The organism is Streptomyces sp. NPDC029836 (assembly GCF_055574495.1).
Genome location: NZ_JBVHZI010000001.1, coordinates 935,336 through 949,195, shown reverse-complemented (window position 1 = coordinate 949,195; position 13,860 = coordinate 935,336). Strand labels below are relative to the sequence as shown.

12 protein-coding genes are annotated in these 13,860 nt (G+C 72.4%); 7 read left to right on the top strand and 5 right to left on the bottom strand.

The features are described 5' to 3' along the window. Nucleotides 1-180: 180 nt before the first annotated feature. The 3 genes from ACZ4XJ_RS04360 to ACZ4XJ_RS04350 form a co-directional block, all read right to left on the bottom strand. Nucleotides 181-942, bottom strand: coding sequence for a hypothetical protein (locus tag ACZ4XJ_RS04360; RefSeq protein ID WP_362877026.1), 762 nt, complete (start codon nucleotides 940-942; stop codon nucleotides 181-183). A 280-nt stretch (nucleotides 943-1,222) separates the two neighbouring features. Next, nucleotides 1,223-1,993: a bestrophin-like domain gene (locus ACZ4XJ_RS04355; RefSeq protein ID WP_362877027.1), complete on the bottom strand. Its 771-nt coding sequence runs from the start codon at nucleotides 1,991-1,993 to the stop codon at nucleotides 1,223-1,225. Nucleotides 1,994-2,189: 196 nt separating this feature from the next. Further along, nucleotides 2,190-2,531: a hypothetical protein gene (locus ACZ4XJ_RS04350; protein ID WP_468495274.1), complete on the bottom strand. Its 342-nt coding sequence runs from the start codon at nucleotides 2,529-2,531 to the stop codon at nucleotides 2,190-2,192. Between the two features lie 611 nt (nucleotides 2,532-3,142). Between ACZ4XJ_RS04350 and ACZ4XJ_RS04345 the strand changes: the two genes are divergently transcribed. Together ACZ4XJ_RS04345 and ACZ4XJ_RS04340 are read left to right on the top strand one after the other, a co-directional pair. Beyond that, the gene (locus ACZ4XJ_RS04345; RefSeq protein WP_468495452.1) at nucleotides 3,143-3,973 is read left to right on the top strand and encodes an SAM-dependent methyltransferase; all 831 of its coding nucleotides are present in this window, start codon (nucleotides 3,143-3,145) and stop codon (nucleotides 3,971-3,973) included. Nucleotides 3,974-4,104: 131 nt separating this feature from the next. Further along, the gene (locus tag ACZ4XJ_RS04340) at nucleotides 4,105-6,264 is read left to right on the top strand and encodes a putative bifunctional diguanylate cyclase/phosphodiesterase (protein WP_468495451.1); all 2,160 of its coding nucleotides are present in this window, start codon (nucleotides 4,105-4,107) and stop codon (nucleotides 6,262-6,264) included. 216 nt (nucleotides 6,265-6,480) lie between these two features. Here the strand turns inward: ACZ4XJ_RS04340 and ACZ4XJ_RS04335 are convergent, their stop codons facing one another. Continuing rightward, nucleotides 6,481-7,557 (bottom strand): FAD-dependent monooxygenase, encoded by a 1,077-nt coding sequence (locus ACZ4XJ_RS04335; protein ID WP_468495273.1) that lies wholly within the window; start codon nucleotides 7,555-7,557, stop codon nucleotides 6,481-6,483. A gap of 106 nt (nucleotides 7,558-7,663) precedes the next feature. Here ACZ4XJ_RS04335 and ACZ4XJ_RS04330 point away from each other — a divergent pair, with 106 nt between their 5' ends. Continuing rightward, nucleotides 7,664-8,308, top strand: a complete 645-nt coding sequence (locus ACZ4XJ_RS04330; protein WP_468495272.1) for a TetR/AcrR family transcriptional regulator — start codon at nucleotides 7,664-7,666, stop codon at nucleotides 8,306-8,308. 201 nt (nucleotides 8,309-8,509) lie between these two features. On the opposite strand, the gene ACZ4XJ_RS04325 is transcribed toward ACZ4XJ_RS04330, so the two are convergent. After that, a complete protein-coding gene (locus ACZ4XJ_RS04325; RefSeq protein ID WP_362877030.1) occupies nucleotides 8,510-9,388 on the bottom strand; it encodes a LysR family transcriptional regulator in 879 nt (292 codons plus the stop codon). 95 nt (nucleotides 9,389-9,483) lie between these two features. Here ACZ4XJ_RS04325 and ACZ4XJ_RS04320 point away from each other — a divergent pair, with 95 nt between their 5' ends. From ACZ4XJ_RS04320 to ACZ4XJ_RS04305, 4 genes are all read left to right on the top strand, one after another. Further along, complete coding sequence (locus tag ACZ4XJ_RS04320; RefSeq protein WP_468495271.1) at nucleotides 9,484-10,188, top strand: succinate dehydrogenase cytochrome b subunit; 705 nt, start codon at nucleotides 9,484-9,486, stop codon at nucleotides 10,186-10,188. 2 nt (nucleotides 10,189-10,190) lie between these two features. Next, nucleotides 10,191-12,212, top strand: coding sequence for a fumarate reductase/succinate dehydrogenase flavoprotein subunit (locus tag ACZ4XJ_RS04315; RefSeq protein WP_468495270.1), 2,022 nt, complete (start codon nucleotides 10,191-10,193; stop codon nucleotides 12,210-12,212). Continuing rightward, nucleotides 12,209-12,949: a succinate dehydrogenase/fumarate reductase iron-sulfur subunit gene (locus tag ACZ4XJ_RS04310; protein ID WP_468495269.1), complete on the top strand. Its 741-nt coding sequence runs from the start codon at nucleotides 12,209-12,211 to the stop codon at nucleotides 12,947-12,949. Before ACZ4XJ_RS04315 ends, ACZ4XJ_RS04310 begins: the two co-directional genes overlap by 4 nt. Nucleotides 12,950-13,191: 242 nt before the next feature. Next, on the top strand, nucleotides 13,192-13,842 hold the full coding sequence (locus ACZ4XJ_RS04305; protein WP_468495268.1) for a hypothetical protein: 651 nt from the start codon (nucleotides 13,192-13,194) through the stop codon (nucleotides 13,840-13,842). Nucleotides 13,843-13,860: the final 18 nt, after the last annotated feature.

The following is a 13,860-nucleotide window of genomic DNA, read 5'->3' as shown; positions in this document are numbered from 1 at the left end:
CCGGTAGCCCGCCCTGACGATCCGCCGGTCGCCCCGGGCCCGCACGGGCCTCGGGGCCACCGGCGGTTCGCGGGCGGGAAGAGGAACGTCGGTCGCGCGCGGGCGCGCGGGGTGAGGGTCGTACGGGGTCGGCCGTTCGGGTCGGACGGCCCCGGGGTGCCCGCGGCGCGGGCCGTCGGGTCAGTGCCCGTGGGACGTCCGGCGCCGGTACAGGGCGTACGCGGCGCCACCGGAGGCCAGCAGGAAGAGGGCCGCGCCCGCGCCCAGTTCCAGCGGGTCCATCCCGGCGACGCTGCCGCCGAGCCCGCCCCGGACGCCGAGGATGGCACCGGCCGTGGCCGTGGGATTGCCCGTCACGGTACCCGTCGTGGCGCGCGGGGGCGGCGCCGCCGTCGTACGGGGCGCCGGGGGAGCGGTGGTGCGCGGGGGGACGACGGCGGCCGTCGTACGCGGCGGGGACACGACCGCGGCGGGGGATGACGCCGCAGGGGCGACGGGGGCGACGGGGGCGGCGGTGGATGCCGAGGGTGAGGCGTTCGCGCGGGGGCCCGTGGTCGAACTCGTGGTGGGCGTGCTCGTGGCGCCCGCGACCATCACATCGGCCGAGCCGGTCTCACCGTTGCAGGTGAAGGAGACGGAGTACTGGGCTCCGCGGCGGGCGTCGCGGTCCACGGTGACCCGGACGGTCTGGCCGCGCCCGATGCTCACGGTGTCGAAGATCCCGGAGGAGGCGGTGGCGAAGGCCGCGTCACAGCCGGTGACCGACAGCACCGTCTGCCCGCCGGGGGCCACCGTCGAGGGGGTGATGGCGAAGCCGAACGAGGTGATGGGCGCTGCCTCCGCCGCGAGGGCGACGGGCGCGCCGAGGGCGCCGAGTGCGAGGGCCGCGCCCGTGGCGCCGGCGCTGAACAGGGTGGTGACGGAGCTGCGTATCGCACCCATGGCTGGTTCTCCGGATCCCCGAGGAGCAGCCGCGCAGCGTTTCCGCACGTGAGGGGTCGTGCACCTCGATGTCCGCCACGCTAGGTGCGGGGCCGGTCACCCGCGATCAGGAACGGGCGAATGGGGCACACCGGTAGGCCGAACCGGGGACGTGGGGCCCGTTCCCGGTTTGTCCCCGACCGGTCTCCGGCCGTCTCCGGGTGTCTCCGGGGGTCTGCTGATCCCCGTCGTCCCGTCGTCCGCACCGGGCGCCCGTTCGCCGGGCGCCCGGCACGGACGTTCAGTCGCCCAGTCCGAGGTGCGGGAACTGCGCGAGGAAGGGTTCGGCGGTCGCGGAGATGCCCCGCCCGAAGGGGGCGTCGAAGTCCCAGATCAGGAACAGCAGGAAGGCGATCAGCGCGCTGAACAGGCCTGCGAGCAGCATTTCGCGGAACGACCGCCGGATCTGGAGGGTGAAGATCAGCCCCACCGTCACCAGCGCTCCCGCGATCAGCCCGAACCACACCACCCCGGGCATGGTGGCCCCGGCGCTCTGCCCGCGTGAGTTGCGGGCGTCGTCCACCATCGCCGCCTGGTCGACCAGCGGCTGGTAGGCCTGACCCTCGTGGTCGGTCTGCGGTTCGTAGTCCGTCACGTCACGGCGGATACGTTCCAGCAGCTCGCCGCCGCGGTCGGTCAGTTCGCCGTTGTCGGCCATCTCCTTCCACTCGGTGTCCACCACGTACGTCACGTACGCGTCGACGTCCGAGCGGATCTTCTTGCGGACCTCGGCCGGGTAGACCTCGGAGCGGACGCTGATCTCGTGCAGGGCCTGGGCCTCTTGGCGGACGTACTCCTGGGCGGCCCCTCTGCCTTCCCAGACGCCGGCGATGGCGAGACCGAGCACGATGGCGTAGATCACCCCGATCATCATCGTCATGTACTCGATGACGTCCGGGGTTTCGTTCGGATCGTCGTCCTCGCCGATCCTGCGGTGGTTGAAGAAGGCGATGGAAAGGACCACGGCGCACGCCGCGGCCATCGCGAGGGACAGGACGAGCCATTCCGACAAGATGACTCCCAATCGGTGGTCACAGGGGAAGAGGAGAGGGAGCGCGCAGCCGCTGCGGTGAGCCGCCGCTCCGTCGCGCGGGTGTGCCCGGCACGGTCGGTCGGCCTCGCGCGGTCAGCGCGGGCGCAGCGCGACGATCGCGAGCACGGCGGGAGCCGCGGTCATGAGCGTGAAGGTGACCGGTGAGATGTGACGTTCAGCCGGTTTGCGGGTCGGTGCGTGGTAGCTGGGGCGAGCCACCGGCTTGGGGGCGGGCGGCGGGGTCCCCACTGGGGGAGGCGTCGGCTGCGGCGCGGGCTTGGGCGGCGGCGGAGCGGGCGCCGGGTACACCCGGGGCGGTGGCGGCGCCGCCACGGGCGGCTTCGGCACCGGTACGGGGGCCGGCTTGGGCGGAGCGGGAGCCGGTGGAGCGGGCTTCGGGGGCGGCGGTGTGGGCGTCGGGGTCGGGGGCTTCGGAGTCGGCGTGGGGGTGGGCGTCGGGGTGGGCGTGGGGGTCGGCTTCGGTGGGGTCGGGGTCGGGGTCGGCTTCGGCGGGCACGGCGGCGGAGGCGGTGGGCAGTGGTGTCCACCGTGCCCGCCGTGATGCCCTCCGCCGGAGTGTCCGCCGCGGCCCTTGCAGTGCCCCCTGCCGTGATGTCCGCCACCTCGCATGGCCACGCCCACGCCGCCGCCGGCGGTGGCGGACACCGTGAGGGACGCTCCGCCGTCGCCGGATTCGAAGGTCGCGTATGCGCGGCTATCGGCCACGGCCGGCGTGACGGCCAGCGCCGCCCACAGCAGGACCGGGACCGCCAGCAGGCGCCTGGCACAGGCTCTGTTCACCCGGGGAGCATGGGCCCGCGCGCGCCCGCGCACGTGGGGGACGAGCTCGGTTCGCCTGAACGGGCGGAGTTGGGACCATAGAGGTTTGAGCCAGTCGGTGACCGTGTCTGATCAGCCGCTGTTCAATTCCCAAAAGGTATTTGTCGGATTCAGAGACACCCCTGTCCGGACCCGCTCGAACCTTTGGTGTGTGACCAAGAACGGACCGCCAATTTCCGCTTTTACTCGCTCGGTTGGGCAATGATCAGTACATTCGGCTCGGACAGGAGTCCGACCCCCGTCCCGCCCCCGGACGGACCACGGCACGACTACGGCTTGGAGACCCCGATGGAGCGCCCCGCCTGGGCCCCGGCAGGCATCGACATATCGGTGCCGAGCGTGTCCCGCATCTACGATTACTACCTGGGCGGCTCCCACAATTTCGAGGTCGACCGCCAGGCGGCCCGCCGCGCCATGGAATTCATGCCGGGGCTCCCCAAGGTCATGCAGGCCAACCGGGCATTCATGCGCCGCGCCGTCCGGCACGCCGTCGCCGAGGGCATCACGCAGTTCCTCGACATCGGCTCCGGCATCCCGACCTTCGGCAACGTCCACGAGATCGCCCACGCGGCGAGCACCGAAGCGAACGTGGTCTACGTCGACCACGACCCGGTGGCCGTGGCGCACAGCCGCGCCGTCCTCGACGGCGACGAACGCACCGGTGTCGTCGCGGCCGACCTGCGCAAGCCGCAGGAGATCCTCGCCGCCCCCGAGGTCGGCCGACTGCTGGACCTGAACCGGCCCGTCGCGCTGCTGCTCGTCGCGGTCCTGCACTTCATCGAGGACGCGGACGACCCGTACGCCGCCGTCGCCGAGCTGCGCGACGCGCTGGCCCCGGGCAGCCTGCTCGTCCTCACGCACGCCTCGTTCGAGGGGATCCCGCTCACCCAGGAGGTGGCGGGCGGCGTCGTCACCGTCTACCGGGACATCCGCAACCCCCTCGTCATGCGCACCCGGGAGCAGGTCGGCGGCTTCTTCGACGGCTTCGACCTGCTCGAACCCGGTCTCGTGTCCATGCCGGACTGGCGCCCGGACCGCGCCGAGGCGCTCGCCGAGGGCGACGAGCCGGAGGACCCGTACGCCTTCTCGGGCTTCGGCGGCGTGGGACGCAAGGCGTGAGACTTCCCGCTCCCACACCGCCGCCCGCGCCTACCGGTCGGGCCTTCCCGCAGGCCGTCGCCTTCGGTACCGCCCCGGGCCCGCCCGGCGCCTCCGCGCAGCCGACCGGCCCCGTCCCGGGGCGGGAGCCACTGCGCGAGCCGCGCAGCGGGCTGGAGGACCGGATCGGGCGCTTCGCGACCATCTGGGGGCGGGCGATCTTCCCCGTCACGGCCACTTCGCTGACCCGGCCCGAGTTCGAACTGCACCTCGTACCGCTCACCCGCACCCTCACCGAGGCCCTGCACGCCCGGCCCTTCGACGCCTCGGTCGCCCAGCGGGTGGGCGCCGAACTCGTCGCCGTGCACTGCACCGACCCCGAAGCCCTGGCCGGCACTCTCGGCGTGGTCGAGTCCTACCTCGTGCTCTACTGCGGGCCCGACGGCTCCGGGACGGAGGGCACCGAGGAGTACCGGTCCCGGTGTGCCCGCCTCCAGCACGGCATCGCGGCCGGATTCGCCCGCGCGCTGCGCGAGCGGACCCTGAAGGAGCAGGAGGCCATCGCCCGCTCCGCGCTCACGGCCCGCAGCGACGCCCAGCAGGCCCTCCACGCCAGCGAGGAACGCTTCCGGGCGGTCTTCGAGGGGGCGGCCATCGGGATCGGAATCGCCGACCTGGAGGGCAACGTCCTGGAGGTCAACGACACCCTGCTGCAGATGTTCGGCGGTTTGGAGGGGCACGTCCGGGGCCGCAACGTCAGCGAGTGGGGACACCCCGACGACACCCCGCACGTGTGGCGCATGTACGGGGAGCTGGTGCGCGGGGAGCGCGAGCACTACCGGGTGGAGAAGCCGTACTACCGGCACGACGGCACCGTCCTGTGGACCAACCTGACGGTGTCCCTGCTGCGCGACACCGACGGCACCCCGCAGTACCAGCTGGCCCTGATGGAGGACACCACCGAACGCCGGCTGCTGAACCTGCGGCTGCGCTACGAGGCGACCCACGACGCGCTGACCGGGCTGCCCAACCGGACGCTCTTCTTCGAGCGGCTGGAGAAGGCCTTGAGCGCGGGCGGGGCGAGCAGCTTCGGCCTGTGCTACCTCGACCTCGACGGGTTCAAGGCGGTCAACGACAGCCTGGGCCACTCGGCGGGCGACCGGCTCCTGGTGGAGGTCGCCGACCGACTGCAGAGCTGCGCGACCGGACCGGGCGAGGTGGTGGCCCGGCTGGGCGGGGACGAGTTCGTGGCCCTGACCACCGGACCCGCCGCCGACAACGAGGAGAAGGGGACGGACCTGGCGGTGCGGATCCTCTCCGCCCTGTCCACGCCGATCCGGCTGGAGGGCCGGGAGCTGACCGTGCGGGGCAGCATCGGCATCGTCGAGGGCCGGGCCGGCGCACGGACCGCGGCGGAGGTGCTGCGCAGCGCCGACATCACCATGTACCGGGCCAAGGCGGCGGGCGGGAACCGCTTCGAGTTCGCCGACGAGGAGGCCGACGCCCGCGCGATCACCCGGCACGGCCTGACCAACGCGCTGCCCGCCGCGCTGGAACGCGGTGAGTTCTTCATCGAGTACCAGCCCCTGGTGCACATGCACGACGGCAGCGTGCGGGGCGCGGAGGCGCTGGTGCGCTGGTCGCACCCCCAGTACGGGGTCCTCGGCCCCGACCGGTTCATCCCGCTCGCCGAACGGACCGGGCTCATCGTGCCGCTCGGCCGCTGGGTCCTGGAGGAGTCCGTCCGGCAGGCCCGGCGCTGGCAGCTCCAGCACGGCGGCTCCAGCCTGCGCGTCAACGTCAACCTGTCCCCGACCCAGCTCCACCACCCCGGCCTGGTCGCCGACACGGTACGGGTCCTGGAGAGCTCGGGCCTGGCTCCGGGCGCGCTGTGCCTGGAAGTCACCGAGTCGGCGTTGATAGGGGCCGACGACGAGCTCCTCGAACCGCTGCGGCGGCTCGCCGCCCTGGGCGTGGACATCGCCCTGGACGACTTCGGCACCGGCTACTCGAACCTCGCCAACCTGCGCCGCCTCCCCGTCAGCGTCCTGAAGTTGGACCGCTCCTTCACGCAGGGGATGCAGCAGCAGCCGGCCAACCCCGTCGACGTCAAGATCGTGGAGGGCATCGTCGCGCTGGCCCACAGCCTCGAACTGGCCGTGACGGTCGAGGGCGTGGAGACCGGGGTCCAGGCCGCCCAGCTCCGCGACCTCGGCTGCGACACGGCCCAGGGCTGGTACTACGCCCGGCCCGGCTCCCCGGACCGTATCCACACCCTCTCCCTCTCCGACGCGGTCCCCACCCCCACCTGACCGGCACCCCACCTGGCCGGCGCCCTCACGTGGCCGGCTCCATTCCGGCCGAGGCCTGGCGCGGCCCCGGTGCACCGCCGCCCCCGAGGAGCCGAGGGGCGGACGGCCGTTGGCGTGGTGGTCAGCAAGGGTGTTGGGGGTGGCCGGTGGGTTCGGCGTCCCGACGGCCGCCGTCCGTGCTATCCGGGGCACGGTCGGCTTCGCCTTCGGTATCGGTCAGCGCAGAGCCGCCTCCGTTCCCCGGCCCGGCTCGCGCACCGCCGCGAGGACCCGCTCCAGCCGTTCCGTCGTGTCGGCCAGCAGCTCGGCCGCAACCGGTAGCCGCTCCGCCTCGTACCGGGCCAGGAACTCCTCCCGTACCGTTCCGGACGGCGCGCTCAGGCCGGCGGTCAGGGCCCGGCCGAGGGCCGCCGCGTCCTCCACCCCGGTGTTCATGCCCCGCCCGCCGGCGATGGGATGGACGTGCCCCGCGTCCCCGGCGAGGAAGACCCGGCCCTGCCGCAGCCGCGCGGCCACGCGGACGTTGACCCTCCAGGTCGACATCCAGGTGGGATCCGCCAGTTCGACCCCCGGCATCCGGGCGTGCCGGTCGAACAGCCGCTGGAAGCTTTCGAGGAAGGGCGGCAACGGCTCCCCGTCGGGGTCGAGCTCCCGCGAGGCCTGGAGCTGGAAGGAGTCGGTCCCCGGTATCGGACAGAGCAGCATGGCCGCGCCGTCCGAAGTGAACCACTGGTGCCAGTACTCGCGGCTCAGCCCGGGGGCGCTCACGTCACCGAGGACCATCATCGACTGCTCCTCGGTGCTGCCCTCGAAGGGGATGCCGAGCAGCTTGCGCGTCGTGCTGCGGCCGCCGTCGCACCCCGCGAGGTAGCGGCTCCGGAGGGCCGGGCCGCCGGCCGGTTGCGCCGTCACCCCGTCCGCGTCCTGGTGGATCCCGGTGATCCCGGTCCCGTACTCGACCCGCACGCCGAGTTCCGCGAGCCGCTCCCGCAGTACCTCCTCGATCTGCCATTGCCCCAGGAACAGGGCGTCGGTGAAGGGGGTATCGCTGATGTGGGCACCGTCGAAGTACTTGCGGAACACCAGGTCCGCCGTGCCGATGGCCGTCATCCTCGCGGCGACCCCCAGCTGTTCGAGGACCCGCAGGCTGCTCGAATTGAGGCTCTTTCCCCGGGACTCACGGTGCGGGCCGGGGCGTTGGTCGACGACGCGCACGTCAACGCCGTTGAGGGCCAGCCCGCAGGCCAGGGTCAGTCCCGTCGGGCCGGAGCCCACGATCAGTACGTCGGTCATCGGTCGTCCTCTCGTTGTCGCCGGGTTCCAGGAAAGCGCGCCGACGGAGAAAAAGCAACCGGGTAAGGAAAGTTACTTGGTCAATATTTCGTGCTACGGTGTGGGCATGGAAAACACGACGGGTCTGCGCGAGAGCAAAAAACTGCGTACGCGCCGCCAGCTGGCGGCCACGGCGCTGGAACTCTTCCTGGAGCGGGGCTTCGATGCCGTATCGGTGGCCGATGTCGCCGCGGCGGCGGAGGTGTCCAAACCCACCCTGTTCCGGTACTTCCCCAGCAAGGAGGACCTGGTTCTCGACCGGTTCGCCGACCATCAGGACGAGGCGGCACGGATCGTGCGCGAACGGTCCGCCGACCGCAGTCCGGTCGGGGCGGTCCACGCGCACTTCCTGGCCGCCCTCGCCGAGCGGGACCCGATCACCGGGCTCTGCGACCACCCGAACGTCCTCGCCTTCCAAGGGCTCCTCTACAGCACTCCCAGCCTGGAGCTGCGGCTGTCGCACTACTCGGACCGGGAGGTGGAACTCCTCGCCGAAGCCTTGGAATCGGAGGCCGTGGCGCCGCTCACCGCGCGGCTGGCGGCCGTGCACCTGGTCGCGGTGCGTCACGAGCTGGGTCGGGAGAACTGGCGTCGGCTCGCCGCCGGTCAGAGCGCCGACGAGGCCTACCCGGCCGCGGTGGCCGACGCGGACCGCGCGTTCACGATGCTCGCCCACGGCCTCGATTCCGCCCTGCCGATACGCCCGGCCTGACGCGGCAACGGGGCACCTGACGCGGCACCGGGGAACAGCGAGGGCGGAGGGGGTGAGGGCTACCCTGCGCGGCGGGAGGTCGACTGTGGACCCACTTCGGTGGCGGCCGGCCGCAACGGTCCTGGTGTCCGGGGTGGCCCCGAGGACGCCGGCTGGTCTCGGGCGCGGCCCCGGCGCCCGGTTGCCTCGGCCGGGGGGGCGTCAGCCCAGGAGGAGGCGTTTCAGCTCGCGGGCCGCACGCGGGGGTGCGACGTCCGTGCGGTGGGCCAGGGCGATCGTGCGGCGCAGGGGTGAGCCCGCGAGGCGGGTCGCGCGCAGGCCCGGGCCGCCGTGTTCGACGACCATGGCCGGGACCACCGCGATCCCGAGCCCGGCGCGGACGAAGCCGAGGATCGCGTCCATCTCGCCACCCTCCACCGTGAACGTCGGCTCGAAGCCTGCCGCCCGACAGGCGCCCACGGTGAGGTCCCGCAGGTCGTAGCCGTGGCGGAACATCACCATCGGCTCGTCCCGCAGATCGGCGATGGTCAGCTCGCCCCCGCCCGCCGGGGGCGGGAGGTCCGCCGAGGAAACCACCAGCAAGTCCTCGGTGAGCAACTCCACCGTGGTCAGGGCGGGCGCCGACGGCGGCAGCGGCAGGGTGATCAGGGCCAGGTCCAGAAGCCCGCGCGCGAGCTCCCGTACGAGGTCCAGCGAACCACTCTCCTCGATCAACAGCTCGATGCCCGGGTGTGCGGTGTGGAAGGCGCGCAGCGCGGCGGGCAGCATGCCCGTGCACACGCTCGGGGTGGCTCCCAGCCGGACCCGTCCGCGGCGCAGCTGCGCCAACTCCTGCACCTCCAGCCGTGCCGTATCCGCGTCGGCCAGGATCCGGCGGGCCAGCGGAAGCAGGGCCTCGCCCGCGTCGGTGAGGGCGATGTTGCCCCGTACCCGGCTGAAGAGCTCGGCCCCCAGCTCCCGTTCCAAAGCCTTGATCTGCTGCGACAGGGAGGGCTGGGCCACGTGCTCCCGTTCGGCGGCCCGGGTGAAGTGCCGGGTCTCGGCGACGGCCACGAAGTACACGAGCTGTTGGAACTGCATGTCGCCAGACTAGCCCCGTCGATAGGCAATGCCTATCGCGATCAGCTCCACCATGTCTTGGACCTTTCGGGACTTAAGTCCTTACCGTCGACGTCATGGCTCTGGCAACGCGGACGGATCAACGGCCGTCCACCACGCGCACGCTCTGGGACTCCACCGTCGGCAAGAAGTCCGTAATGGCGGCATCGGGCCTGATCATGCTCGGCTACCTCGTCGTGCACATGCTCGGCAACCTCAAGATCTTCTTCGGGGCGGACGAGTTCAACGGCTACGCCCACTGGCTCCGCACCCTCGGGTCCCCCTTCTTGCACCACGAGTGGGCGCTGTGGATCGTCCGCGTGGTGCTCGTCGCCGCGGTCGTCGCCCACGCCGTCTGCGCGTACCAGCTCAGCCGCCGCGACATCAAGGCGCGCCCGGTGAAGTACGCCCACAAGCGCCGGCGGGCGAGCTACGCCACCCGCACCATGCGCTGGGGCGGCGTCATCCTGGCCCTCTTCATCGTCTGGCACCTCCTCGACCTGACCACGCTCACGGTCAACGAGCGCGCCTGGGCCGGCCACCCGTACGAGAACGTCCTCGCCACCTTCTCCACCTGGTACGGCAACACGATCTACCTGGTCGCGATGGCCGCGCTCGGGATGCACGTCCGCCACGGCTTCTGGAGCGCCGCCCAGACCCTCGGCGCGGGCAACGCCCGGCGCGACCGGACCCTGAAGTTCCTGGCCAATGCCCTGGCCCTCGTCCTCTTCGCGGGCTTCGTGTCCGTCCCCGTCGCCGTCATGACCGGAGTGGTGAGCTGACCATGAGCGCACACGAGACCCCCGCGCACACCGGACCCCACGGGTCCCACGACCCCAACGGATCCCACGACCCGCACACGTCGTACGCGGACTACGCCACCGGCGAGCCGATCGCCGACACCAAGGCCCCCGAGGGCCCCATCGCCGAGCGCTGGGACCGGCGCCGCTTCGAGGCCAAGCTGGTCAACCCGGCGAACCGGCGCAAGCACCGGATCATCGTCGTAGGCACCGGCCTGGCCGGCGGCGCGGCCGGCGCCACCCTCGCCGAGCAGGGTTACCACGTCGTCCAGTTCTGCTTCTCCGACTCCCCGCGCCGCGCCCACTCCATCGCCGCGCAGGGCGGCATCAACGCCGCGAAGAACTACCGCAACGACGGCGACTCCGTACACCGCCTCTTCTACGACACCGTCAAGGGCGGCGACTTCCGCGCCCGCGAGTCCAACGTCCACCGCCTCGCGCAGATCTCCGTCGAGATCATCGACCAGTGCGTGGCGCAGGGCGTCCCCTTCGCCCGCGAGTACGGCGGCCTCCTCGACACCCGTTCCTTCGGCGGCGTCCAGGTCTCCCGCACCTTCTACGCCCGCGGCCAGACCGGCCAGCAGCTCCTGCTCGGCGCCTACCAGGCCCTGTCCCGGCAGATCGCCGCCGGCAACGTGGAGATGCACGCCCGCACCGAGATGCTCGACCTGATCACGGTGGACGGCGTCGCCCGCGGCATCGTGGCGCGCGACCTGATCACCGGGAAGATCTCCACGTACTACGCGGACGCGGTGGTCCTCGCGAGCGGCGGCTACGGCAACGTCTTCTACCTCTCCACCAACGCCATGAACTCCAACGCGACCGCCATCTGGCGGGCGCACCGGCGCGGCGCCCACTTCGCCAACCCCTGTTTCACCCAGATCCACCCCACCTGCATCCCGCGCACCGGCGACCACCAGTCCAAACTCACCCTGATGAGCGAGTCCCTCCGCAACGACGGCCGGATCTGGGTCCCCAAGGCCCAGGGCGACACCCGTCCCGCCGTCGAGATCCCCGAGGCGGAGCGCGACTACTACCTGGAGCGGATCTACCCCTCCTTCGGCAACCTCGTCCCCCGCGACATCGCCTCCCGCGCCGCGAAGAACGTCTGCGACGAGGGGCGCGGCGTCGGACCGGGCGGCCAGGGCGTGTACCTGGACTTCGCCGACGCCATCCGCCGCATGGGCAAGGACAAGGTGGCCGAGAAGTACGGCAACCTCTTCGAGATGTACGAGCGGATCACCGCGGAGAACCCGTACGAGGTCCCCATGCGGATCTACCCGGCGGTCCACTACACGATGGGCGGACTGTGGGTGGACTACGACCTCCAGACCACCGTCCCGGGCCTGTTCGCGATCGGCGAGGCCAACTTCTCCGACCACGGCGCCAACCGCCTCGGGGCCTCCGCGCTCATGCAGGGCCTCGGTGACGGCTACTTCGTGCTGCCGTCCACCATCAACGACTACCTGGCCCGGCACCCGCACCACGACGAGGTCGACGACGGCCACCCGGAGGCGGCGGCCGCCGTCCGCGAGACCCGCGACTGCCTCGCCAAGCTGCTCGCCGTCGACGGCGACCGCACCCCCGACTCCTTCCACCGCGAGATCGGTGAACTCATGTGGGAGTACTGCGGGATGGCCCGAACGGAAGAAGGACTGCGCAAGGCGCTCGCCCGGATCCCCGAGATCCGCGAGGAGTTCTGGCGGCGCATCAAGGTTCCCGGGAGCGGCGAGGAGTTCAACCAGTCGCTGGAGAAGGCCAACCGGGTCGTCGACTACCTGGAACTCGCCGAGCTGATGTGCCTCGACGCCCTCCACCGCGCCGAGTCCTGCGGCGGTCACTTCCGCGTCGAGTCCCAGACCCCGGACGGCGAAGCGGCCCGCCGCGACGAGGAGTTCGGCTACGCGGCCGCCTGGGAGTACCGGGGCACCGGAGCCGCACCCGTCCTGCACAAGGAAGACCTCGTCTTCGAGTACGTCCACCCCACACAGCGGAGCTACGCATGAAGCTCACCCTGCGCGTCTGGCGCCAGCGCAACGCCGACGCCCCCGGCGCGATGGCCTCCTACGAGGTCGACGGCATCTCGAAGGACATGTCCTTCCTGGAGATGCTCGACACCCTCAACGAGGAACTCATCCTGCGCGGTGAGGACCCGGTCGCCTTCGACCACGACTGCCGCGAGGGCATCTGCGGCGCGTGCAGCCTCGTCATCAACGGTGACGCCCACGGCCCCGAGCGCACCACCACCTGCCAGCTCCACATGCGGTCCTTCGCCGACGGCGACACCATCGACGTCGAGCCGTGGCGGGCGTCGGCCTTCCCGGTGGTCAAGGACCTCGTCGTCGACCGCAGCGCCTTCGACCGCATCATCCAGGCCGGCGGCTACATCACGGCGCCGACCGGCGCGGCCCCCGAGGCGCACGCCACCGCCGTGCCCAAGCCCGACGCCGACTTCGCCTTCGAGCACGCCGAGTGCATCGGTTGCGGAGCCTGCGTGGCGGCCTGCCCCAACGGGTCGGCGATGCTGTTCACCTCCGCCAAGGTCAACCACCTCAACGTGCTCCCGCAGGGCTCTCCGGAGCGCGAGACCCGGGTGCTGGACATGGTGGCTCGGATGGACGACGAGGGCTTCGGCGGCTGCACCCTGACCGGCGAATGCGCCACGGCCTGCCCCAAGGGCATCCCGCTGCCGTCGATCGCCGCGATGAACAAGGAGTGGCTCCGGGCGATCCGCAAGACCTGACCGCCGTCGCCGTCGCCGTCGCCGTCGCCGTCGCCGTCGGCCCCGCGCCGGCGCGGGGGCCCCGCCCCCGTGTGCCCCACCCCGTGCGGCCCCCGACCCGCCCGCGCCCCATGCCCCCGTACGGGCGCCCGGACCCCCGTTCTGGGCCGATCGGCCGAGCCGATCGCCCGACCGGGCGCTCGTACGGGCCGTACGCCGCGCCGCGCCGCGGCCGTGCCCGGCCGGTCGGCGACAGTGGCCCCATGCCACAAGCCCCCGCCGGGACCGGACCGCGCCGTCGCACCGTACTGGCCGCCGCCCTCGCCCCCCTCGCGGTGGCCGGGTGCTCCGCGCGGGACGAGCCGGCCCCGCCGGCCCCCGGACCGCCGTCCTCCGCGAAGGACGCCCTCGTCATGGTGATCCGGCACGCGGAGAAGCCCTATGCCGGGGACACCGGTGAGGACGACGAGGGCAACGAGGACCCCGGCTTCCTCGCCGGCCGCGGCCGGCGCCGCGCCGAGGAACTGCCCCGCCTCTTCGCGCCGGCCCCGAGGGCCTCGCTGCCCCGGCCCGGCGCCCTGTTCGCGACCGGCGGTCCGGCGACCGCGCCCGCCCGCTGCCGCCAGACCCTGGCGCCGCTCGCCACCGCGCTGAAGACCCCCGTGCGCTCCGGGTTCGCCCTCGGCACGGAACAGGCCCTGATCCACGCCGCGTTGGCCGCCCCGATGCCCGTACTCATCTGCTGGGAACACACCGGACTGCCCGCCCTGATCCGCGGCCTCGGCGCGCAACACGTCCTCGGTGTCCCCGCGACCTGGCCCGACCGCTACGACCTCGTCTGGGTGTTCACCCGCAGTCGTGGCGCCTGGTCCTTCCGCGAGCACCCGCAACACCTGCTCCCGGGCGACGTGTAGCGGCTGCCCCGCGCGGAC